Annotated in this window: 17 protein-coding genes; 9 read left to right on the top strand and 8 right to left on the bottom strand. The window is 66.1% G+C overall.

Annotated features, from left to right (window positions below; genetic code table 11):
• Nucleotides 1–174 precede the first annotated feature (174 nt).
• The gene (locus LK542_RS18210; protein WP_227813011.1) at nucleotides 175–1,500 is read left to right on the top strand and encodes an MFS transporter; all 1,326 of its coding nucleotides are present in this window, start codon (nucleotides 175–177) and stop codon (nucleotides 1,498–1,500) included.
• Nucleotides 1,501–1,534: 34 nt separating this feature from the next.
• Here LK542_RS18210 and LK542_RS18205 read toward each other — a convergent pair whose 3' ends face one another.
• Both LK542_RS18205 and LK542_RS18200 read right to left on the bottom strand, forming a co-directional pair.
• On the bottom strand, nucleotides 1,535–4,390 hold the full coding sequence (locus tag LK542_RS18205; RefSeq protein WP_227813010.1) for a winged helix-turn-helix domain-containing protein: 2,856 nt from the start codon (nucleotides 4,388–4,390) through the stop codon (nucleotides 1,535–1,537).
• A gap of 227 nt (nucleotides 4,391–4,617) precedes the next feature.
• Entirely contained in the window at nucleotides 4,618–5,313 is a 696-nt protein-coding gene (locus LK542_RS18200) for a dienelactone hydrolase family protein (RefSeq protein ID WP_227813009.1), read from the bottom strand.
• Between the two features lie 223 nt (nucleotides 5,314–5,536).
• Here LK542_RS18200 and LK542_RS18195 point away from each other — a divergent pair, with 223 nt between their 5' ends.
• The 4 genes from LK542_RS18195 (at nucleotide 5,537) to LK542_RS18180 (ending at nucleotide 9,431) form a co-directional block, all read left to right on the top strand.
• Nucleotides 5,537–6,058 carry a hypothetical protein gene (locus LK542_RS18195; RefSeq protein WP_227813008.1) on the top strand — a complete coding sequence of 174 codons (522 nt, stop codon included), beginning with the start codon at nucleotides 5,537–5,539 and terminating at the stop codon, nucleotides 6,056–6,058.
• Nucleotides 6,055–6,933: an alpha/beta fold hydrolase gene (locus tag LK542_RS18190; protein WP_374040167.1), complete on the top strand. Its 879-nt coding sequence runs from the start codon at nucleotides 6,055–6,057 to the stop codon at nucleotides 6,931–6,933. Before LK542_RS18195 ends, LK542_RS18190 begins: the two co-directional genes overlap by 4 nt.
• Nucleotides 6,934–7,002: 69 nt before the next feature.
• Nucleotides 7,003–8,457, top strand: a complete 1,455-nt coding sequence (locus LK542_RS18185) for a catalase (RefSeq protein ID WP_227813006.1) — start codon at nucleotides 7,003–7,005, stop codon at nucleotides 8,455–8,457.
• 104 nt (nucleotides 8,458–8,561) lie between these two features.
• Complete coding sequence (locus tag LK542_RS18180) at nucleotides 8,562–9,431, top strand: alpha/beta fold hydrolase (protein ID WP_227813005.1); 870 nt, start codon at nucleotides 8,562–8,564, stop codon at nucleotides 9,429–9,431.
• Between the two features lie 103 nt (nucleotides 9,432–9,534).
• On the opposite strand, the gene LK542_RS18175 is transcribed toward LK542_RS18180, so the two are convergent.
• From LK542_RS18175 to LK542_RS18150, 6 genes are all read right to left on the bottom strand, one after another.
• On the bottom strand, nucleotides 9,535–10,077 hold the full coding sequence (locus LK542_RS18175) for a carboxymuconolactone decarboxylase family protein (protein WP_227813004.1): 543 nt from the start codon (nucleotides 10,075–10,077) through the stop codon (nucleotides 9,535–9,537).
• A 100-nt stretch (nucleotides 10,078–10,177) separates the two neighbouring features.
• Nucleotides 10,178–10,588, bottom strand: coding sequence for a hypothetical protein (locus LK542_RS18170; protein WP_227813003.1), 411 nt, complete (start codon nucleotides 10,586–10,588; stop codon nucleotides 10,178–10,180).
• 451 nt (nucleotides 10,589–11,039) lie between these two features.
• Nucleotides 11,040–11,858: an MOSC domain-containing protein gene (locus LK542_RS18165; protein ID WP_227813002.1), complete on the bottom strand. Its 819-nt coding sequence runs from the start codon at nucleotides 11,856–11,858 to the stop codon at nucleotides 11,040–11,042.
• A gap of 2 nt (nucleotides 11,859–11,860) precedes the next feature.
• Entirely contained in the window at nucleotides 11,861–12,388 is a 528-nt protein-coding gene (locus LK542_RS18160; protein WP_227813001.1) for a redoxin domain-containing protein, read from the bottom strand.
• Nucleotides 12,385–12,927 (bottom strand): carboxymuconolactone decarboxylase family protein, encoded by a 543-nt coding sequence (locus LK542_RS18155; RefSeq protein ID WP_227813000.1) that lies wholly within the window; start codon nucleotides 12,925–12,927, stop codon nucleotides 12,385–12,387. The genes LK542_RS18160 and LK542_RS18155 overlap by 4 nt, the downstream gene beginning before the upstream one ends.
• Nucleotides 12,928–13,016: 89 nt before the next feature.
• Entirely contained in the window at nucleotides 13,017–13,670 is a 654-nt protein-coding gene (locus LK542_RS18150; protein WP_227812999.1) for a MarR family winged helix-turn-helix transcriptional regulator, read from the bottom strand.
• A gap of 163 nt (nucleotides 13,671–13,833) precedes the next feature.
• On the opposite strand from LK542_RS18150, the gene LK542_RS18145 reads away from it, so the two are divergent.
• The 4 genes from LK542_RS18145 to LK542_RS18130 all read left to right on the top strand — a co-directional run bounded on the left by LK542_RS18145 (nucleotide 13,834) and on the right by LK542_RS18130 (nucleotide 22,107).
• Nucleotides 13,834–16,035: a bifunctional diguanylate cyclase/phosphodiesterase gene (locus LK542_RS18145; RefSeq protein ID WP_227812998.1), complete on the top strand. Its 2,202-nt coding sequence runs from the start codon at nucleotides 13,834–13,836 to the stop codon at nucleotides 16,033–16,035.
• 76 nt (nucleotides 16,036–16,111) lie between these two features.
• Nucleotides 16,112–16,582, top strand: a complete 471-nt coding sequence (locus tag LK542_RS18140) for a DUF2721 domain-containing protein (RefSeq protein WP_227812997.1) — start codon at nucleotides 16,112–16,114, stop codon at nucleotides 16,580–16,582.
• Nucleotides 16,583–16,691: 109 nt separating this feature from the next.
• Entirely contained in the window at nucleotides 16,692–19,733 is a 3,042-nt protein-coding gene (locus LK542_RS18135) for a sensor histidine kinase (protein WP_227812996.1), read from the top strand.
• 493 nt (nucleotides 19,734–20,226) lie between these two features.
• Nucleotides 20,227–22,107, top strand: a complete 1,881-nt coding sequence (locus LK542_RS18130; RefSeq protein ID WP_227812995.1) for a hypothetical protein — start codon at nucleotides 20,227–20,229, stop codon at nucleotides 22,105–22,107.
• The last annotated feature ends 56 nt before the right edge of the window (nucleotides 22,108–22,163 follow it).

The following is a 22,163-nucleotide window of genomic DNA, read 5'->3' as shown; positions in this document are numbered from 1 at the left end:
GACGGCGCGCGGTAGCGCACCGCATCTTCGCCATTGATACCAACGGTAGGAGTATGCGCCGGCAAATCCGGCGGACGGGTTTGCAGGCTCGTTAAATGTTGTGAAATCCACCAGCTGCATGCGTGGCTGGACGCGTCCGGCGCTACCATGGGCGAATCACGACAAGGAGATCCCATGGAACGCGCCCGGACCGACGCGATGGTCGGTCAACAGCTCGACGGCATGCCGGTGACACGCTTGCACTGCCTGGCAGTGGCCTTGTGCGCCACCGGCTTTGCCGTCGACGCCTTCGAAATCACGATGGGAAACATGCTTTCCGCCGTGTTCGCCTCGCCGCCCTACTCCACCCCACCGGGAGGATTGTCCCTCCTGCTGGCAGCCGTGTTCGTGGGCGCCGCCATCGGGGCGCCGCTGTCGGGTTGGCTGGCCGACCGCCATGGCCGCCGCAAGATGCTGATCGCGCTGATGCTCTACCTGGCGCTCACCTCGGTCGGCGCCGCCGCCAGCCGCGACGTCGGCGACCTGACCGCGTGGCGCGCGCTGTCCGGTGTGGCGCTGGGAGCCTATCCGCCGCTGATGGTGGCCTACCTGACCGACCTGTTGCCGGCCGCCCACCGTGGGCGCATGCTGTTCGTGACCGTGGCCATTTCCTCGCTCGGGCCGCTGCTCGGCACCTTCATGGTACGGGCGCTGGTCCCGCTCCAGCCGCTCTCGATCGAGGCCTGGCGCTGGGGCTTCATCGTCGGCGCCGTGGCCAGTGCCGCGGTCGGCGCGCTGTTCCTGCGGCTGCCGGAGTCGCCACGCTGGCTGGCGGTGCGCGGCCGCGCTGCCGAAGCATGGGAGCAATGCGAGCGCCTGGCCGCGGCCGCGCCGGTGATCGCCGCCGCGCCGCAGCGGCAGCCCGAGGCGCCGGCCGCCAATGCCGCCGCGCCGGCCGGCTGGCGGCGCTGGCCGCTGGTCGCGGTCCTGTTCTTCCTGTCTCCCTGGTCGGCCATCGCCTTTCCGCTGCTGACCGGGACCATTCTCGCCCAGCGCGGATTCGCCCTTGCCGACACCTTGTTCTACGTGGGCCTGTCCACCATGGGCGCCCTGGTCGGCAACCTGCTCGGTTCCTTCGTCATCGACCGCACCGGCCGCAGGACCGCGCTCGCCGTTTGCGGAATCGCCACCGGTGGCCTGGGTTACCTGTTCATCGCCACCGGTTCGCCGGTTTTGCTGGCTGCCAGCAGTTTCGGCTTCCTGATGTGCTCGATGATCTCGGTATCGGTGCTGACGCTCTACGCGTCGGAACTTTTCCCCACCGAGATACGCGCCAGTGCGATCTCGAGTGCCTGGGCATGCAACCGGGTGGGCGCCGCCTGCGCCCCCATGTTGTTGCTGCCGCTGCTGGCGAGCGGCGGCGCGCACGCCATGTACGGCGTGATCGCGGTCAGCATTGCGGCGAGCCTTGTCTTGCTGTGCCTGGCGCCCCTCGGCCGGCCCGGCTGCGCCCTCCGGTAGCGGAGCCCGGCGCAGCCGCCGTGCTGGCGCCGCATCAAGCGTTGCCGCCCCGCACGCCTGCCAGGTGTTCCTGCAGCGCGCGCGCCGCGCGAAGGTCGGCGCTCTCGTAGCCCTGGTGGAAACGGATCAGGACATGATGCAGCAGGGATCCGGCTTCGTCCGCGCGGGCGTTTGCCTCCCACAGGCGCGCGAGACTGGTCGCGCAGCGCAGTTCCCAGGCAAGAGCGCCTTGCGCTTGTGCCTGGACAAAGGCACGGGCCAGGCCGGATTCGACCTCGATCGGCGCGGTCCCTTTTGCATGCGCACGTTCAGCCATGGCCCGGGCCGCCTCTGGGCCGCACCAGAGGCCTTCAGCGGCGCCAGCGAGCAGCGCATCGGACAGCAGATCGGGGCGAACGCTGGCAAACAGTTCCAGCATCATCGGGGGCGCGGCATCGATATCCAGGCCATCGTCCTGCCGCTCGCTAGCAGCGTCGCCCGCGGGCACGAGCGCCCGCAGATAGCGCGCCCACTCGCACCAGAAACTCAGGGCGTGACGGCGCGCCAGGCTGTCGAGTCTCTCGACCGTCTCGCGCGCCAGCGATTCGTCGCCGCGCCAAAGGGCGATCGGCGCCACACCCAGGCCAAGGGCCATGGCCAGGCCTAGCGGATGCTCGTCTTCCGCGACCGACGCCACCTGCAGCGCGCGCGCCATGGCCGCGTCGGCGGCCCCTTCGAACCAGTCGATCCGAGCCAGCAGCACGCCGATCGCCACCCGCAGCGAGATCGGTCCCAGCGCCTGGGTGGAGCCGCTCGGCAGGCCGGACTCGAGCGTCTTGATGGCGTACTCGCGCGCCTGGCGGTGCAGGCCGCGGTAGTGCAGGCCGAGTGCGCTCCAGCGGTCCGCCAGCAACTGCAACAGCTGCCCCGACAGGCCGGCGCGGTAAGCGCCTTGCTGTCCTTCGCTCCTGGCGCGCTCGGCGAGACGGACGACGCGCGCGTAATCGCCGACCGAGAACGCCGACACGCACATGGCGGCAAAGATCAGCGGCCGCTCGTCCGGCGCCACGTCTTCGTCGCGGATACGGGCCAGGCGCGCATCGATGGGCGTGCGCCGTTCGCGCGGCAGGCTGACATGGGTGGTGGCAAGCGCCCACATGCAGGCCAGGCGCGCCTCGATACGCTGCGTAGCGCCGCCCGCCATGCCGTCGAGCAGCCCCAGCGCGGTCTCGATGCGGGCACAGAAGGCCCCGATCATGCCCAGTTCGATCACCTGGAGCGGGACCGAGGCGCACAGCTCGACACCGAGCATGGCGTCGCCCCCAGGACCGAAGGACCAGTCGAGTGCGGCCATCAGGTCGGCGCTCAGTCCACCGTACTGGCGCTGCCATTGCGGGAGGCTGCGCCCGATGATCCCGTCGCTGGCGCCCACGAACACTGCGTGCAGGTGGCGGGCATGGCGGTGCGCCGCATCGCCCGCTGCGCCGCTTTCCAGCAGGCGCGCAGCGGCGTAGCGGCGCGTGATGTTGGGGCAGCGGTAGCGCGCCACGCCATGCTCGGATTCGCGCGCGAGCAGCGACTTTTCTTCCAGCGCCAGCACCGCGTCGACCACCGCGGACGGCGCGAGCGTTGCTGACTCGCAGACGACGACCGCTGCCTCCAGGGAAAACGGCGCGTGGAACACCGAAGCCCGAAGCAGGACGGCGCGCTCCACGTCGTCAAGCAGGCGAAAACTGCAGTCGAGCATGGCGTCCAGGGCCGCGTGACGCGCGTCGGCCAGGCGGCGGCTGCGCGTCAGAAGGCCGAACATGTCGTTCAGGCGCGCCATCAGGCCGTCGACGCCCAGAGCCTCGATGCGCGCGGCCGCCAGTTCGATTGCAAGCGGCAAGCCGTCCAGTTGCCGGCACAATTCGAGCACAGTGGGCAAATTCTCCCTGGTGAGCACGAAGCGATGCGAATTGGCCACTGCGCGTTCGACGAATAGTGCGATGGCGGGCGCCGCCAGCGCCTCTTCGATGCCAAGGCTGTCGGTATGTTCGGGCAGCGCCAGCGGCGTCACCCGCTTGACCAGTTCGCCGGCGATGCCGAGCGGCTCGCGGCTGGTCGCCAGGATCCGGACGTCCTTGCTGGACGCGCCGATGCGCGCCGCGATCTCGGCGACGGCCTGCAGCACGTGTTCGCAATTGTCGAACACCAGCAAGGCGCGCATGCCCTGCAGGGCGCGGCAGATGCCGGCCAGCGGTTCTCCCGCCTGCAGCGACACGCCCAGCGCCGTGCCGACGGCGGCCGTCGCCAACGCAGGGTCGCGGATGCTGGCGAAATCGACGCAATAGACGCCGTCGGCATGGCGGCCACGCCGCTCGTCCGCATGCGCCAGCGCCAGCGCACTCTTGCCGATCCCGCCCGGCCCCGTCAGGGTAAGCAGGCCGGCCGTTTGCCCGGCGAGCTCGGCGAGCAGCGCCTCGCGCCCCAGGAGTCGCGTGATCCTGCCGCCGCTTCCTGCCCGGCCGGGAAGCGACCATGGCTGGCCGCTGTCCCTGGCCGGGACGGATACCCTGAGTTCCACCGGCCGGACGAAACTGTAGCCGCGGCCGGGAAGCGTGACGATCCAGGGCTCGTCCTTGCTTTCGCCAAGTATCTTGCGCAGTGCCGACAGTTGGACGCGCAGGCCATTTTCCTCGACGACCGAGCTCGGCCAGACAGCAGTGAGCAGTTCGTGGTGGCTGAGCACTTCGCCTGCCCGGATCACCAGTGCAACCAGCAAGTCGAAAGCGCGACCGCCCAGCGGCACCTGGCGCTCGCCGAGCAACAGCAGCTTGCGCGCCGGATAAAGACGGAAATCGCCGAAGACGTACTCGGTGGTGAGGGGGGAAAGGTCAGCTCGCCTCGCCGCGCGGGTGCTTGAGTCCAACTCAACAGGGGAGCTATCGGTGTGCATGCCTGGGACGCAGACGATGACAAGGTGTTCCGTGCAGAACCTTCCGCTCTGGGGCGGGCCTGTGCACGCTCCGCCGGAACAAGCACATCCGGCGCCATCGAAGGCCGCCACCGGAGCAGCGGCAGCTTGCATTTTGATTATGAACCGGCATATTTACATGAAGCTTACACGGGTTCGCGCCGCCGCCGCGGCGAGGACCTTCACCCCAGATGCCGGCGCATGAATTCCCGGGTGCGCCCGTTGGCGAGCTCGGCGGCTTCCCGGTCGTAATGGACGCCGCCGGGACGGGCAAACGCATGCTGGCGGCCAGGATACAGGTGCACCTGCACTTCGGGACGGTTCGCCACCGCCTGGCGGATGGCCGCCTGCGCATCCGGTCCGATGTACTCGTCGTCGCCGGCCAGGTGCATCAGGAGCGGCGTCTTGATCCCCGGCGCGCGGTCGAGGAAACGGTCGGTGCCGCCGCCGTAATAGGCGACCGCGGCGTCGGCGGTGCCGGTGGCCGCGGTCAGGAAGGTCAGCAAGCCTCCCAGGCAGTATCCCATCACGCCGACCTTGCCGGAACACTGCGGCAGCTGGCGCGCCGCGGCGATGGTCGCCGCGATGTCGCCCACGCCCTGGTCGAAGTCATAGGCGCGATAGAGCGCGAATCCCCGCTCCTGGTGCGACGGGTTGCTCTCGGACATGGACAAATTGCGTTCACTGCGCCAGAACAGGTCCGGGCACACGGCGATGAAGCCCTGCTCCGCCATGTCGGCGGCAATGCTGCGGATGCCTTCGTTGACGCCGAAAATTTCCTGGATGATGACGACGGCAGGCGCGATGTCCTGTGCCGGGCGTGCGACATACGCGGAAAAGCTGCCGTCCGCCACGGCGATATCGATTGTCGAGTTCACTTCCGCTCCTTCGCGAGAGGGTTTCGGGAGCACCGAGTGTACGCAGCCATTCCACACAGGCCCGTGAAATGTCGTGAAGCGGCGCGACCTCGCGGTCTTGCGACAGGTCTTCACGATCATTCACTATCGGGGCGAGCGACGCGCTTCTTACACTGGTGCGCACCTTCCGGACGGGAACCCGAACCGTCCGGTACGGATCCTTCAACAGTCCTGAGGAGTCATCATGGCCGCACTGTCCACCATCGGCATCATCCACACCGCCATCAGCCTGGTCGCACTCGGCGCAGGCATCCGTGCCTTCGTTCGCTACAAGGAAATCGCGCCGACCACGGCTGCGGGCGCCCTCTACATCGTCACGACCGTACTGACCTGTCTCACCGGCTTCTTCATCTTCAACCATGGCGGCCCGAGCCCGGCGCACGCGCTGGGCGTGCTGACCCTGTTGGTACTGGGCGCCGCGGCGGTCGCCCGACGCAAGCGCTGGTTCGGCAGGCACGGCCATCCGGTGGTGGCGGTGGCGTATTCGCTGACCTTCTTTTTCCACATGATCCCCGGCTTCACCGAAACCGGTACCCGGCTTCCGGCCGGCGCACCGCTGTACAGCAGCCAGGAAGACCCGGCGCTGGTCATGACCATCGGCGTGGTCTTCGTCCTGTTCGTCATCGGCGCCGTCCTGCAGGTGCGCCACCTGCGCACGGTCGACGATGCCCTGCCGCGCGTACGGCCCCGCATCCCCGCCGTATGAAGCAGGCCGCAACGATCCACCGAGCGATGTCAACCAAAGGAGAAAATGCCATGTCAATCTTTACCACCAAGGAAGGCGTGCAACTGTATTACAAGGACTGGGGCAGCGGCCAGCCGATCGTGTTCTGCCATGGCTGGCCGCTCAGTTCCGACAGCTGGGAATCGCAGATGATCTTCTTCGCCAACCAGGGCTACCGCTGCATCGCCCACGACCGGCGCGGCCATGGGCGCTCCAGCCAGCCCTGGGACGGCAACGACATGGACCACTACGCCGACGACCTGGCCCAGCTGCTCGAGCACCTGGACGTCAAGAACGCCGTGCTGTTCGGCTTTTCCACCGGCGGCGGAGAGGTGGCGCGCTACATCGGGCGTCACGGCACCAAGCGGGTGGCCAAGGCCGGCCTGATCTCGGCGGTGCCGCCGCTCATGGTCAAGACCGAGAGCAACCCGGGCGGCCTGCCGATTTCGGTCTTCGACGGCATCCGCGCGGGCCAGATCGCCGACCGCTCCCAGCTCTACCTCGACATCCCCAGCGGCCCCTTCTTCGGCTTCAACCGCCCCGGCGCCAAGGTCTCGCAGGGCCTGATCCAGTCCTGGTGGATGCAGGGCATGATGGGCGGGCACAAGAATACCTACGACTCGATCAAGGCTTTTTCCGAGACCGACTTTCGCGACGACCTGAAGAAGTTCACGGTCCCGACCCTGATCATCCATGGCGACGACGACCAGATCGTGCCGATCGATGCGGCCGGCCGTGCTTCGGCCAAGCTGATCCCGCATGCGAAGCTGATCGTCTATCCGGGCGCCCCGCACGGCCTGACCGACACCCACAAGGACAAGGTCAACGCCGACATGCTGGCTTTCGTCAGGGGCTGAGGCCCGCGCGGCGCCGGGCCCGGCGCCGCCGTCCACCATTTTCCGCAGCATTACCGAAGGAGCAGTTCGATGGACAAGCTGAATCAGAAGCTGACCACTGCCGCCGGCGCGCCCGTCGTCGACAACCAGAACATACGCAGCGCCGGGCCGCGCGGCCCTGCCCTGCTCGAGGACATCTGGTTTCTCGAAAAGCTGGCGCACTTCGACCGCGAGGTCATTCCGGAGCGCCGCATGCACGCCAAGGGCGCCGGCGCTTACGGCAGTTTCACCGTCACCCGCGACATCACCCGCTATACCCGCGCCAGCCTGTTCGCGGAAGTCGGCAAGAAGACCGATCTGTTCATGCGTTTCTCGACCGTTGCCGGCGAGCGCGGGGCAGCCGATGCCGAGCGCGACATCCGTGGCTTCGCCATCAAGTTCTATACCGGGCAGGGCAACTGGGACCTGGTAGGCAACAACACGCCGGTCTTCTTCCTGCGCGACCCGCTCAAGTTCCCGGACCTGAACCACGCCGTCAAGCGCGATCCGCGCACCGGCCTGCGCAATGCCGACAACAACTGGGATTTCTGGACTGGCCTCCCGGAAGCCCTGCACCAGGTGACGATCGTCATGAGCGAGCGCGGTATTCCGCGCAGCTATCGCCACATGCATGGCTTCGGCAGCCATACGTTCAGCTTCATCAATGCCGATAACGAGCGCCACTGGGTCAAGTTCACCTTCAAGACCCAGCAGGGCATCGAGAACCTGAGCGATGCCGAAGCAGCGGCGCTGATCGGGCGCGACCGCGAAAGCCACCTGCGCGACCTCTACGACAGCATCGAGGCCGGCGACTACCCGCGCTGGACCATGTACGTCCAGATCATGCCGGAGAAGGATGCGGCCAGCTATCGCTTCAATCCCTTCGACCTGACCAAGGTCTGGCTGCACGACGACTATCCACTGATGGAAGTAGGCGTGCTGGAACTGAATCGCAATCCGGACAACCATTTCGCTGAAGTCGAGCAGGCGGGCTTCAGTCCCGCCCACGTGGTGCCGGGCATCGGATTCTCTCCGGACAAGATGCTGCAGGGCCGCCTGTTTTCCTACGGCGATTCGCTGCGCTACCGGCTGGGCGTCAACCACCACCAGATCCCGGTGAACGCGCCGCGTTGCCCGGTGCACAGCTACCACCGCGACGGCGCCATGCGGGTCGACGGCAACCTGGGCGGCACCACTTCGTACGAGCCCAACCGCCATGGCGAATGGGCCGAGCAGCCGGACTTTCGCGAACCGCCACTGTCTCTGGAAGGGGCCGCCGACCACTGGAACCAGCGCGTCGACGACGACTACTTCACCCAGCCGCGCCTGCTCTTCATGAAGATGACGCCACAGCAGCGCGAAACCCTGTTCCAGAACACGGCGCGCGCCATCGCCGGCGCGTCGAGCCAGGTCAAGGAGCGGCACATTCGCAACTGCCTGCAGTGCGATCCGGAATATGGGGACGGCGTCGCCCGTGCCATCGCCCAGCTGGAAGAACTCGGCTAGCCGCCCGTCGCGCGTCCGTCGCGCCGGGCGCGCTGCCATCCAATCCACACGCCTTCACGGGAAGGCCGCATCGACCATCGATCCACGACATTCAAGGAGCCATCATGGACCAAGCAGTCACGCAACTCCGCGCAAGCACGACGCCCAACCAGAGCGTCGACGTCAAGGGCCGCACCCTGGCCTACCGGTCGCTCGGCAGCGGCCGGCCGATCCTCTTATGCACCCGCTTTCGCGGGAACCTCGACAGCTGGGATCCGGCCTTCCTGGATGCGCTGGCCGACGAAGGTTTCCGGGTCATCACCTTCGACTACAGCGGACTGGGGCTTTCCACCGGCGACAAAACGATGCATCCCGGCTTCATGGCGCAGGATCCCTGCGACCTGATCGACGCGCTCGACCTTCACGACGTCGTCATCGGCGGCTGGTCGCTCGGCGGCATCGTGGCCCAGATCGTACTGGCCATGCGTCCGGAGCGCGTGAGCCACGCCGTGCTGATCGGCACCACGCCGCCGGGGCAGAACGTCAAGATCGCCGAACGCCTCTTCTACGAGACTGCGGTCATCCCGGATTACACGCTGGCGCATGAAGAGATCCTGTTCTTCGAGCCGAAATCCGAGGCCAGCCGTGCAGCGGCACGGCGCTCGGCGCAACGCATCGCTGCCCGGAGCGAAGGCCTCAGCCCTCGGGTGCCGGTCGCCTGGGCCGCGCAAAACCTGGGTACAGAACCGAAGATCGCGCCTTTTCCATCCGACGAGATCCTGGATCTGCTGAAGACCACCTCGGTGCCGATTCTCCACATCGGTGGCGATCACGACATTATCTTCCCGGTTGAAAACTGGTATGCGTTGAACGGACAACTTCCGACAGTACAACTGCTCACCTTCCCGAGCGCGGGGCATGGTCCGCAGCACCAGTATCCGGAAGCGTCGGCGGCGCATATCGCCCTGTTCGTACGCTCAACGCCGCTGGGGTAATCGCTGTCCTGGTCATCGGACACAAGACCGAATGCGCCACTCTTCAAGTGGCGCATTTTCTATTTTCCATTTAATACCGGCGCGACATGCGAGCCGGAAGCGTTCATTTTGCGCGCAGTTTCACGCCGGGGAAGTCGACCGGCACTGCGAAGGCCACGTTGACGTAGTTCGTGAACAGGTTCAGGGCGATGTGCGCCATGATCTCGACGATCTCGCCGTCGCCGAAGCCAGCGGCGCGCAGGGCCGCCACGTCGGCCTCACCCACGTGAGCCCGCTTCTCGACGACCGCGATCGCGAACTTCAATGCTGCAGCCGTCTTCGGATCACTCGACTCCCCGGACTGCGCGGCCGCCATTTCCTGGGCGCTGGCGCCAGCCTTGCGGCCCAATGCGGTATGCGCGGCCAGGCAGTATGCGCAATCGTTGCGGTCGGCAATCGCCACGGCAATCTGCTCGCCCAGGCGCGCACCCAGCGTGCCGCTACCGAGGGCACCGAAGCTGCCCCACATGCTTTGCAGTGCGGCGGGCGAGCTGGCGACCGCGCGGAACATGTTCGGCACGGCGCCGAAGGCGCCATGGATCTGCTCCAGCAGCTTGCCGGTTTCGCCCTGGATGCTGGCGGGATTGACGAGTTCGATACGGGACATGGCGTGCTCCTTCAGTCTGCGGCCGGTGGATGGGTGCGGCCGCGTCACCCTCGAAGCGGGAACCCCTGCCTCTTCCGGAGGCTGGCCTGAGGCGGATCGTTCAAGCCGCGCAGGCGTCATCGGTTTCGTAGCGTTCCAGGAAATCCAGCGCGCGCGCTGTCAGGCCGCGTACCTTGTTGATGTCGCCGTTCCCCTGGCACAGGGCACGTGCGCTTGCCTGCACATGGCGTGTCAGTGCCGGCCGCCGCGTGCCCTTGCGCTTGAAACGGTAGTCGCCGCTGATCTGATAGCCATCGCTATAGGTGATTTCGAACTGGCACTCCAGCTGGCCGCCGCTGCGGTTCGACCATTCCATGAGCACCCGGTCGACCGCCGAGAACGAGCGCACGATGGCGGAGATGCGCCAGCGGCCTTCGGTCACCCTGATGAGCCGCACGCCGATCTTTTCGGACCCTGGGATAAGCAGACCGGGCAGGACGGGTGCCGGGTCGGACAGCTGATGGCTTTTCATGTCGTCTCCACCAAGATAGGGAAAGACCCCGCGCCGGTACGGCGGGCTGCCGGGCCATGACACCAGTGTAGACAGGGGTAGCCGGGCCCGTGCGTGAATCGATGTGAAGAACTGTCGCGCCGCGCGGGCCGCATGCCGGTTCACCGAAGTTAATGCGGGTTGCCGGGCAGGCCTTCCTATACTGGAGCAGTACGCCGGGCACCGGAGCCTGCGGCGACAGAACAGCGGGAGTATCCAGTGAAGACATCCAACCAATTGCTGTACGCGACAGGCGTCTCCGCCGCGATGCTTGGCCTGTCCATCTATCTACAGGACGGCCTCACGGCTGCGCAAGCGCCGGTGGCGCTCCCGGAACTGGTCCCGTGCAGCGCGGCGTCCACAACAGACATGGACCATGCTGGATCGCGGCCGCCGCCCCTCCGCACCGGCGCCCAACAATGAGGTGACTAACTCAGTTCGGCCCGGCCGGCAAGCCACTCAGGCCGTCGGGCCCATACAGGCGCATGCGCCAGTCTTCGATCGCGCCGGTGTGCAGGCGCCGCTCGAAAGCCGAGCGCCAGCGCACGGCCAGTTCCGGCAGCGCGGCCGCCAGCCGCCATTCCTCGGCCAGCCAGGCGGCATCCGGATTGGCCGGATACAGCGCCGCGATCAGGCGCGCCAGCGGCCAGCCGGGCTGCGGCCGCGCCACCAGTTCCAGTCGATCCCCCGATGCCAGCCAGCCTTCGTGGAGCACGCGGTAGTACCAGCCGGTGCGGCCGGAAGTCTGCATGGTCAGTGCGGCGTTCTCGTGCCCGAGGCGCAGGTTCAGCTTGAAGCAGGGCTGGCGCGCCTGGCTCACCTGCAGCAGCGTGGTGCCGGCCCGGAACACGTCGCCGATGTGGACGTCCCGTTCCGTCAAGCCGTGCGTGGAGATGTTTTCACCGAAGGCGCCGGCCGCCAGCGCCACGGGGGCGTCCGGGAACCACAAGCGCCACAGCGCGTAGTGGCCGGCCGGGTAATGGTGCAGCGCCTTGTCCGGTCCGCCATGATAGGTCCGGTCGCCCTGCTCGTCTCCTTCCAGCCCGTCGCGCGAGAGCCAGAGCGCACCCTGGCGGGCGCGCTTGCCGATGGCGCTGAGGACGGGGGCGTCGCCGATACTGGCCACGGGTCGCGCGCGCCCCGTCAACAGCGCATCGATGCGGCGCGCCAGGACCTGGGGCGCCGCGCCGGCGCCGGTGGCGCCGGCGGTGGCGTCTCCGGCAGGGCTCCAATGCAATCGGGAGCCGTGCATGCTCAGCTCCCGCCCGGGATGCGGCAGCCGCCGTCATCGCATGCTTCGCCCGGCTCCGGCTCGGCCAGCAGGCGCCCGATCAGGGCGCCCACCTGCAGGTCCGGCAGGTGCCCGAACAGGCTGTGACGCAGCACGCCCTGGCGGTCGAACAGGAGCAGTGTCGGCGTACCGCGCATCCGGTAGCGCTCCATCGTCCGCGGAATCGGGCCGTCTTCCCCGGGACGATCCACACCGACCGGAAACTCGATCCGGTACTCGTGGAGGAACGCGGCCAGCGCAGCTTCGTTCATGGCCTCGTGGTGCTCGAACACGGTATGCAGGCCGAGCACCGCCAGTTCATTGCGTCCGAAGTGCTGCCCAAGCTGCTTGGCCTGTGGCAGCGCATGGGCGACGCAGCCAGGACACAGCATCTGGAAAGCGTAGACGGCCACCACGCGGCCACGCAGCGAAGCCAGGCTCACCGGGCCGGCCGCATTCAGCCAACCCGAGACCTCGAATTCCGGAGCGGGATGCAGGGTCGGGGCGTTCATTTTGCGCGCAACTTCACGCCGGGGAAATCGACCGGCACGGCGAAGGCCACGTTCACGTAATTGGTGAACAGGTTTAGCGCCACGTGCGCCATGATCTCGACGATCTCGCCGTCGTCGAAGCCGGCGGCCCGCAGTGCGGCAAGGTCGGTATCGGCAAGCTGGGCACGCTTCTCCACCACCGCGACGGCGAATTGCAGGGCTGCCGCGGTTTTGGGATCGCTCGACTCACCGGCTTGTGCCGCAGCCATTTCCTGGGCGGTAGCGCCAGCCTTGCGGCCAAGCGCCGTGTGCGCGGCGAGGCAGTATTCGCAGTCGTTGCGGTCGGCGATCGCCACGGCGATCTGTTCGCCGAGGCGCGCATCCAGCGTGCCGCCGCCCAGCGCGCCGAACGCGCCCCACATGCTCTTCAGCGCGGCCGGGGAATTGGCCACGGCGCGGAACATGTTCGGGACGCCGCCGAAGGCGCCGTGGATCTGGTCCAGCAGCTTGGCGGCTTCGCCTTGGGTGGTGGCAGGATTGACGAGTTCGATACGGGACATGGTGTGCTCCTTCAGTTTTGCGGCCGGTCAAGGGTGCGGCCGCGTCACCCAAAAATAGGAGGCCTAACTATTACTGCCAAAAAAAATGCTCATGCAAATGCCTCCCAATTGCGACGCTGGCTAACCGGGTCGGTCGGCTCGTGTTCGGCGCAATCGATGCGCAGGAAGGAGATCGGCAGCGGCGCATTCACCAGCGCACAATGATGCGGCACCTCCTGGGCCGGATATTTGTTCGGCTCAAAATGCCGGCACGACAGGCAGGCACGCAATTCCGGGAAGCGATCTGTCTTCTGCAATTCTGCAATCAATTTGAACAGGCCGGTGAGCATCTGTACCTGCTGCGCCGGCGCCAGCCTGGAGGCGGCCGAATCGGCAAACGACAATGCATGCGCCAGGCGCTGGACGACCTGTTCGCCTTCCGGGGTCAGGTGCAAGGCGGTGGCGCGGCCGTCGTCTTCGGCCCGGGCCTTGCGTATCAGTCCTTTCGACACCAGCGCTGCAACCGAATCGCTGGCGCTCGCGGCCGAGATCGACAGCTGCCTGGCAAGCCAGGTCAGGCGCACGCCGCGGGTCCGGTGCTGCAGCAGTTGCAGGATCTCCGCCTGCGCCGGATTCAGACCTTCGCCGGTCGACACCTCCCACATCCCCGAACGCAGCACGGTGGCGATGCGGCCGATGGCGGTCACGATGCGCGCCGAAATGTCCGGCGTGCTGTCCCAGGGAGTTTCAGGTTTGATGTCCATGAACGACAGGATAGCACAGCTCCGAAAAATGTCAAGGAGTCCTAATGAATTTTGAGAAGCGATCAAGGGAAGGGAAACGAGTCCTCACACATATTTACTCGACACAGCTGCTCGGAAGAACAATAGTGAAGTCGCCGAGACCGTCAACTGCAGGGGAACGATCATGCTGCATCCACCGTCAGCAACAAGACATGAGGTCGCCGCTAAACGCGAGGCGATCAGCGCTCCAGGGATCGAGAAGGCACCCTGCGATGCCGCAGCCCGCCTGGCGCACCTGCAGGACATCCTGGCGATCTCGCAGGAGATCACCGGCCTCGGATGCACCATCCTCAACCTGACAGACGGCAAGGTCAGCTGGTCGGCGCAGCAATATCGCAACCTCGGGCTGCAAGATGGCGCGGTCGAGCCTTCGATCGCTGCGCTGGTCGAGCGCATCCACCCCGACGAACGCGAGCTTCTGCTCGATGCCTTCGAGCGATGCGTACTGTCCGGCACCAGCTTCGCACTCGAACTCAGGACACCCTGGCAGGACGGCAGCAGCCATGTGCTGCGCGTGTGTGGACACCGGGTGGCCGGCGACAGTTACGAGCGCACCTGGTTCGCCTGCGCGACCGTCGACATTACCGAGCAGCGCCGCCTGCACGACCAGCTGCTGCAGGCACGTTGCGACCTCGAACACGCGCAAGAAATCGCCCATCTCGGCACCTGGGTTGCGGACGTCCATACCGGCATCGTCGAGACCAGCTCGCCCGAAGCCTATCGCATCTTCAGCATGCACCAGGACAGCCTCCCGATCCGGCTTGACGATCTGAACCGGCGCATCCACCCCGACGACCTCGCGCGCGTCGTCGCGGCGCGCGACCGGGCATTCAGCGTGCCGGGCGAACGCTACAACTGCCAGTACCGGGTGGTCCACGGCGAGGACGACGTCCGCCATGTCCATTCGCTGGCCGATGTGACGACCGACGCAGCCGGCCGGCCGCAGCGCATGGTCGGCGTCATCCAGGACATTACCGAGATCCGCCGCGCGCAGCAGGAAATCCAGCGCCTGGCCTTCTTCGACGACACGACCGGCCTGCCGAATCGGGTCGCGATGCGAAAGCGGCTCGCGACCCTGCTCGGCGACGGAGGTCCAGCCATGCCGCTTGCACTCCTGATCGTCGAACTGCCCTACTTCCGGCAGATCAACCTGACCCTCGGGCACGTGAATGCGGACACCCTGCTGCGCGATGTGGCACGTCGCATTGCCGGCCTGCTCGACACGGATGCCCACCTGTCCCGCACCGGCAATGCCCAGTTCAGTGTCATCCTGCAGGGCAGGCAGGCACAGGATGCCGCACGGATCGCGAGCATCATTGCCGGCGCCTTCGAGACGACCTTTGCGATCGCCGGCGTACAGTACGACATCGGCGCAACCGTCGGCACGGCCGTGGCGCCCCTCCACGCACGCGAGCTCACCGAACTGCTGCGCAAGGCCGACGTCGCGGTGTACCAGGCGCGCCAGAACGGGCTGAACTGCATGGTCTACTCGCCGGCCGAAGACCCCTACGATCCGGCCCGCCTGGCCCTGCTCGGACAGTTCCGCAATGCGATCAGCGACGGCCAGATCGAGTTGTACTGCCAGCCCAAGGTATCGATGACGACCGGCGCGGTACTTGGCGCCGAAGCGCTGGTCCGCTGGCGGCATCCGGAGCGGGGCATGGTGCCGCCGTCGGAGTTCGTGCCCCTCATCGAATCGAGCGAACTGATTCACGCGTTGACTAGGCACATGCTGCAGGAATCCGTGCGCCAGGCGCAGGCCTGGAGACGCGAAGGATTGTCGCTGCCGATCGCGGTCAACCTGTCCACCCGCAACCTCACCGGAGGCGGGCTGGCCGACGACTTGCAGGCACTGCTGGCGGATTGCGGCGGTACGCCCGACTGGATCGGACTGGAGATCACCGAAAGCAGCCTGATCGTCAATCCCGGCGCCTCGATCGCGGAACTGAACACGCTCAGCCGCCTGGGCTTTCAGCTCTACATCGACGACTTCGGCACCGGTTACTCGTCCCTCAACTATCTCACGATGCTGCCGGTGAACGTGATCAAGATCGACCACGGATTCACCAGCAACATGTTGTCCGACAAGCGCGCCGCGGCGATCGTCAAGGCGACGATCGACCTCGCCCATGATCTCGGCATGGCGGTCGTGGCGGAAGGAACGGCCAGCCGCGAGATCTGGGACGCACTGCTCGCCTTCGGCTGCGACGAGGCGCAGGGCTACTACGTCGCACCTCCCCTGCCCGCCCGTGAGTTCGCACAGTGGGTGCGCATGCACGAGATGCAGCTCCCGACCGCCGATACACGGCCACGATTGCTGACATGAGAAACATGAGAAACGCGATGCCTCCCCGATTCCGTCTGCCGTCACGCGGCAATACCGACTCCATGGGCGCTGCAAGGTGAACATCCAGCTCGCGGATATCGGCCTCATCATCCAGCTGGCGATTGCGCCGGTGTTCCTGCTGACCGGTGTCGGAACCATGCTCGTGGTGCTGACCAACCGGCTCGCTCGCATCATCGACCGGACGCGGGTGCTGGAAGCCAGGCTGCTGCCCGGCCCCGACGAAACATGCATGCTCGAGCTCCAGGTCCTGCACCAGCGCGGCCATCTCATCAACTTCGCGATCACGCTGAATACCGCCTGCGGCCTGCTCGTCTGTCTCGTGATCGGCATGCTGTTCCTGGGCGATACTGCCAACCTACCGCTGGACCATACCATCGCCAGCTGCTTCGTGCTCGCCATGGGCTGTCTGATCGGCAGCTACATCTACTTCTTGCGCGAGGTGCTGATCGGCTCGCGCTACATGCGGATACAGCAGATGAAGTCCTTGAGCCGTGGCGCGGCAGGCTGCGGCGCTTGCAGCGGATGAGCCGGGCCAGACCCGCGAAAACTTCCACTAACGCAATTTTGCTGCTATCGTCAATACGGGGCGGCCCTTGCTGCCTGCATCCATGCCTCATCGACTCCGGCGGCAATGAATGAGACAGGTCCTGACGCACACCCTCGACACTATTGCGGCAAGCGCCCTCCTGCGCTGCTTGCTGCGGGCCTTCGTTGTTGCGCTGGCAGGACTGGCGTTCAGTCAGGGCGCTGCCGCATTCGCTCCGGCGCTGGAACACTATCACCACAGCGTGTGGGGCACCAAGGACGGCATACCGGGCCCAGTCAAGAAGCTGGCGCAGACGCCGGACGGCTGGCTCTGGCTCGGCACGCCAAACGGCCTTTACCGTTTCGATGGCCTGCGTTTCCATGCGTTTTCGGCAGCCAACGGCGAGCGCCTGCTGAGTAACCGGATCTACACGCTCACGGCGGAAAGCAACGGCGATCTGTACATCGGCTACGAAGACCAGGGCCTGAGCGTGCTGCGCGCCGACGGGCGTCTCGAACACCTCGCGCAATTCAGCGAGGGCAGCCCGATCACCCGCGTGCACGCAGTGACGCGCGATATCGACGGTGCGCTCTGGGTCGGGACCTCGAACGGATTGATGCGGCTGGAACAGGGGCGCTGGACGCGCATCGGTGCGGCACACGGCTATCCCGACGAGTTCACACCCGCACTCGCGCTGGACGGCGGCGGCCAATTGTGGGCCGCGACCTATACCGAGCTGTTCCGGTACGATCGCACCACGCACCGCTTCGTCCGGGCAGCCCTGCCCGCGCCCGGCCATGGCGAGGCAGCGCCTCGGATCCTGAAACTGTCCATGTCGCCCGACGGCAGGCTGTGGACCATCGAAGACGGCCGCTTCAACCTGGTGCCGACGCCGGCGCCGACGATCAAACGGCCGGCGAATGCCACTGCACGCGAGGCAAGTTTCTATGGCTTGTTCGATCGGGACGGCAATTTGTGGGCCTTGCGCTGTCCTGCGGGAGTCTGCCTTGCCGCCAAAGCGGGGACCGGCAGTACAGGGCGCATCGAGGTGGAAGTCGCCACGACCAGCCGCCTTGACCAAGCCTGGCAGCTCGGCTCGCTCGCTCCGAACGTGGTGCTGGAAGACCGGGAAGGAAATATCTGGCTTGGCACTCCGAACGGTCTCGAACGTTTTCGCAAGAATGCCTTGATGCCGGTAGCGCTGCCGCCTACCACCGGCACCTACCATATCGCCCCTGAGGCCGACGGCAGCGTCTGGATCGTGGCTCCGGAAAGCAAACGCGCCTGGCATTACGATCCGGCCAGCCAGCGCATGACTGAATTGGCGGGCAAATACCGCGGCGCGGCGCGCAGCGCAGACGGCACGGTCGTGCTGCTGACGGAAAATGGCATCCGGCGGCGGCGCGCGGGGCGCGAAGACCGGATCGCCCTGCCCGTACTGCCTCCCGGCGCCTGGCTGCGCACCGACGGCGAACGTCTTTGGCTCGGCGGCATCAGCACGCCGGTTCGGGTCTGGGATGGGCGCGACTGGGAAACCCTGAGCAAGCCGAGGTTCGACGAATTCACCTTCAGTGCCGCAGGCCGGCAGGGACAGATGTGGCGCGGACTGGTCGACGGCCGCCTGCTCCTGTTCGAAAACGGACGCAAGACCATCGAGTTCGACCAGGCCGCACTGGCCGGGATCGGCCAGCCGACCTGCCTGTCGGCAGTCCCGGAACTGGTCGTCTGCGGCGAAGCTGGGGTGAGTGTGTGGGACGGACAGCGCTTTCGCCGACTACATTCAGGCAACCCCGGATCTCTGCGCAATGTCAGTGGCGTACTGGTTGCTGCCGATGGTAGCCGCTGGCTGAACGGCGCCGCCGGCCTGTTGCGGGTCGAAGCGGCCGACTGGCGCCGCGCGCGCGAGAACGGAGCGCCGCTACGCGCCACCCTGCTCGATGCGCTGGACGGCTATGTGGGCTCGGCGGCCGACCAGCCATCCTTGACGATGGTGGGAAACCAACTATGGGTGGCCACCAGTGGCGGCATCCTCGAGATCGATCCTGCAAGGCGTGAGCAGAACCTGATCGCGCCCCAGGTGGTGGTGCTGGGACTGGTGGGTGACGGGACCGGCTATCCCTTGTCGGCCCCGCGGATCGCCCCCGGGACGACACGGGTGCGCATCGACTTCACGGCGCCTGCCCTGCGCAAGCCCGAACGCGTCGTGTTCAGTTACCGGCTCGACGGGGTCGACGATGCCTGGCAAACAGGTACCGAGCGAAGCGCTACCTATACCGGGCTGGCGCCGGGCGCGTACCGGTTCCGGGTACGGGCCATGAATGAGCACGGGATATGGAGCGAACGCGAACGCATGCTCGCTTTCGACGTGGCGCCCACGTTCAGCCAGACCTGGTCGTTCAAGCTGGCCTGCGGGTTGGCCGCTCTGGCGCTGCTGTGGCTTGGGTATCGCCTGCGTGTGCGCTACCTGATCCGCAGCTTCAACCGCCACCACCAGGTGCAGCTGGAAGAGCGGGCGCGCATCGCACGCGAATTGCACGACAGCCTGCTCCAGGACTTCCAGGGTGCTGTCCTGGAGTTCAGGGCTGCGTTGGGCGGCCTGGATGCCGGCTCGCCGCTGCACACGCGGCTGCAGACGAGCGTGCTTGAAGCGAACGCCGCTATCGCCGAAGGGCGCGACAAGGTCGTGGCATTGCGCGACGCTGGGGCCGGCCGACCCAGCCTGCCTGACTACCTGCGCCAGGTCGGCGAGCGCGAAGCGGGGCCGCACCAGGTTTTCTCGCTGAGGGTGGAGGGACAGGTACGCCCGCTGCAGCCGGTGGTCGAACAGGAGCTGTGCGCGATCGGCCGTGAAGCCTTGCGCAACGCATTTCGACATGCCGGGGCAAGCCGGCACGAGGTACTGGTCGCATATGGTACCCGCAGCCTTGTGTTGAGCGTGCGCGACGACGGCATCGGCATAGCAGCGGGGGCTCGCGACAAGCTGGGCCACTGGGGCCTGCGTGGCATCGAAGAGCGTGCCCGACTAATTCATGCCGAAGCCGGCTTGCATACCGCCCCTGGCGAGGGCAGCTTGTGGCGGATCGAACTCAGCGCAAGGCTTGCCTATACCACGCGTCGATGGCCTCATCGCTGGTCATGGTTGCGCGCTTGAAGGAATACGCACAGCCTTCTCTGCTTCCCAGCGAAACGGTCGAGCCACCAATGCCAAAAAAAATGCCTCCTGTCAGCAGTCGCTCATCCACGCTGGTGTGTATTGTGGATACGAAACATCATACAAAGCAGATGCTGCATAGGCCACGAAGAAGTTGGCATAACGATATCTGGCGTGGCTGCATATGCTTACAAGCTTCGCTCCCATATGCTTATGCAGGGCGCGGCAGACGACAGGCGGCCATACTGCGCCCAGCGCCATGGCGTCCGACACCAGACGCGCCGACATCGCTGCCGCTCCAAGAAAGCGCTCACCACAGCGTGCCCCCGCTTACTGAGTGCACTGCAGGAGGCCAACGGAAACTGCCTTTGCAAGCAAAAGTGCCAGCGAAATTCACTTTTATCTAAGGACATGCCTTTGCCCAACAGCCATACTGTTCTCTGAGGTCGTCTATCGACCCATGCAGGGTTCATAATTATTATTAGGAGATCAAATGGAGCGAAGAAAAGTCCTCCGTCTGTTGGGTTCGGCCACCGTCATGACGCAATTGCCGATGACCGGCGCGGCTCGCGCACAAGGCGCAGCCACCACGACGGCTAGCAAGAAGGGCACGATGCTGATGAACCGCATCGCCCCATCCGTGTCGGAGCTATACATCGCGAACCTGGACGGCTCGAACGAACGCAAGCTGCTGGCCGATACCGCCTTCGAATACAACGCCAGCCTGTCGAAGGATGGCAAATGGCTGTTCTTCACGTCCGAGCGCCGCGGTGACGGCCAATCCGACATCTACCGGGCACGCGCCGACGGAACCGGCATCGAGCCTCTGCTGGCGAACGACGCTATGGAGGATGCGGCCGTGCTCTCCCCCGACGGCAAGACCCTGGCCTACGTCTCCACCGCCAACGGCTATCGGGCCAACATCTGGCTGCGCGACATGAAGACCGGCCGCACGCGCCAGCTGACTGGCATTGGCGCAATCAAGGGCAAGGAAGGCATGCCCGACGGTTACTTCCGCCCGGCCTGGTCGCCGGACGGCAAATGGATCGCTTTTTCCAGCGACCGCAACACGCAGTGGACCGGCCACGATGAAGGCCACGGCTGGGAGCACACCCAGGAGCTGAGCGTCTACATCATTCGACCCGACGGCAGCGGTCTGCGCAAGCTGGCCTCGAAAGCCGGCCACTGCCTCGGCTCGCCCGCGTGGTCGCCCGACGGCAAGCGCGTCGTGTTCTACGAGATGACCGTGGAAGCCACCTGGGGCGCGCGCCGCCCCAACTACATCAACAAGGCCTACTCCCAGATCGTGTCGGTGGACGTCGCCAGCGGCAAGCGCGAAGAGCACACCACCGGCACCGATCTCAAGCTGCAGCCTCAGTACATCAGCAACAGCGAGATCGGCTACCTGATCAAGTACGGTTCTAACGAAGGCCTGCACTACACTTCGGGCCGTGCTCCCCTGAAACAGGCCTTCATCCGTTCGCCAAGCTTCGTAGCTGGCGACAAGGTAATTTACGAGAAGGTGGCGTTCAAGCCGGTACGCCCGCTGTTCAAGCCGCTGTTCAGCTGGGACAAGAAGTTCGAGTACCGTCACATCGACGTCTTCCCCTTGATGTCGCGCGACGGCTGGATCGTGTACACCGAAAAGCAGCTGGGGAACAGCTCGGTGTTCATCATGCGTCCGGACGGCTCCGAGCGCCGCAAGGTTTTCGATTCCGAAGGCCGCGGCCTCGATCTTGCCAAGGTGCGCATGGGCCTGGCCGGCGCCTTCCAGCCGTGCTGGTCACCCGACGGCGAATGGATCGTCTTCGGCCTCGGCTATTGGTTCGGGGAGCGCAACACCGCGACCGCCGCGCTGTGGCGCGTACGGCGCGACGGCAGTGGCGCCGAGCAGCTCACCGACGGCAGCATCCACTCCGGCTTCCCGAGCTATTCGGCTGATGGCAAGGAAGTGGTGTTCCGGGTCTGGAGCGCCAAGGAGAAAGGCCTGCGCATCCTCAACCTGGAGACCCGCCAGACGCGCGTGCTGACCGAAGGCTACGACAACCTGCCCGGCTGGTCTCCCGACGGCAAGCGCATCGTCTTCACCCGCAAGCGCGAGGACGGCAACTTCGACGTCTACACGATCCATCCGGACGGCAGCAATCTGTTCCGTTGCACCGACCATCCATCGAGCGACGGTCACGCGGTCTGGAGTGCCGACGGCCGCATCATGTGGAGCGGCTCGCAGCACGGCTTCCGGGACGAGGCCGCGCTGTACGAGCAGACCTTCCAGCAGTACGGCCAGATCTACATCATGAACGCCGACGGCTCCAACAAGCGCCTCCTCACCGACAGCCGCTGGGAAGACTCCATGCCGCTGTACCTGCCTTAACTACGTATCACACGCGGTGGCGGCGTCCGCTCCATCGCGTATTTCCCCCTTCCATC

The sequence above is a fragment of the Massilia sp. IC2-477 genome (assembly GCF_020707265.1).
Classification (GTDB): domain Bacteria; phylum Pseudomonadota; class Gammaproteobacteria; order Burkholderiales; family Burkholderiaceae_D; genus Telluria.
Note: the sequence above shows the minus strand (reverse complement) of the source record. Positions and strands in the feature narration are given on the sequence as shown.

Coding starts and splice junctions, on each gene's coding strand:
- LK542_RS18180 (WP_227813005.1), top strand. CDS start 8,562: ATGGACCAAGCAGTCACGCAACTCCGCGCAAGCACGACGCCCAACCAG.
- LK542_RS18145 (WP_227812998.1), top strand. CDS start 13,834: ATGCTGCATCCACCGTCAGCAACAAGACATGAGGTCGCCGCTAAACGC.
- LK542_RS18165 (WP_227813002.1), bottom strand. CDS start 11,858: ATGCACGGCTCCCGATTGCATTGGAGCCCTGCCGGAGACGCCACCGCC.
- LK542_RS18135 (WP_227812996.1), top strand. CDS start 16,692: ATGAGACAGGTCCTGACGCACACCCTCGACACTATTGCGGCAAGCGCC.
- LK542_RS18150 (WP_227812999.1), bottom strand. CDS start 13,670: ATGGACATCAAACCTGAAACTCCCTGGGACAGCACGCCGGACATTTCG.
- LK542_RS18190 (WP_374040167.1), top strand. CDS start 6,055: ATGAAGCAGGCCGCAACGATCCACCGAGCGATGTCAACCAAAGGAGAA.
- LK542_RS18160 (WP_227813001.1), bottom strand. CDS start 12,388: ATGAACGCCCCGACCCTGCATCCCGCTCCGGAATTCGAGGTCTCGGGT.
- LK542_RS18155 (WP_227813000.1), bottom strand. CDS start 12,927: ATGTCCCGTATCGAACTCGTCAATCCTGCCACCACCCAAGGCGAAGCC.
- LK542_RS18170 (WP_227813003.1), bottom strand. CDS start 10,588: ATGAAAAGCCATCAGCTGTCCGACCCGGCACCCGTCCTGCCCGGTCTG.
- LK542_RS18195 (WP_227813008.1), top strand. CDS start 5,537: ATGGCCGCACTGTCCACCATCGGCATCATCCACACCGCCATCAGCCTG.
- LK542_RS18185 (WP_227813006.1), top strand. CDS start 7,003: ATGGACAAGCTGAATCAGAAGCTGACCACTGCCGCCGGCGCGCCCGTC.
- LK542_RS18130 (WP_227812995.1), top strand. CDS start 20,227: ATGGAGCGAAGAAAAGTCCTCCGTCTGTTGGGTTCGGCCACCGTCATG.
- LK542_RS18210 (WP_227813011.1), top strand. CDS start 175: ATGGAACGCGCCCGGACCGACGCGATGGTCGGTCAACAGCTCGACGGC.
- LK542_RS18175 (WP_227813004.1), bottom strand. CDS start 10,077: ATGTCCCGTATCGAACTCGTCAATCCCGCCAGCATCCAGGGCGAAACC.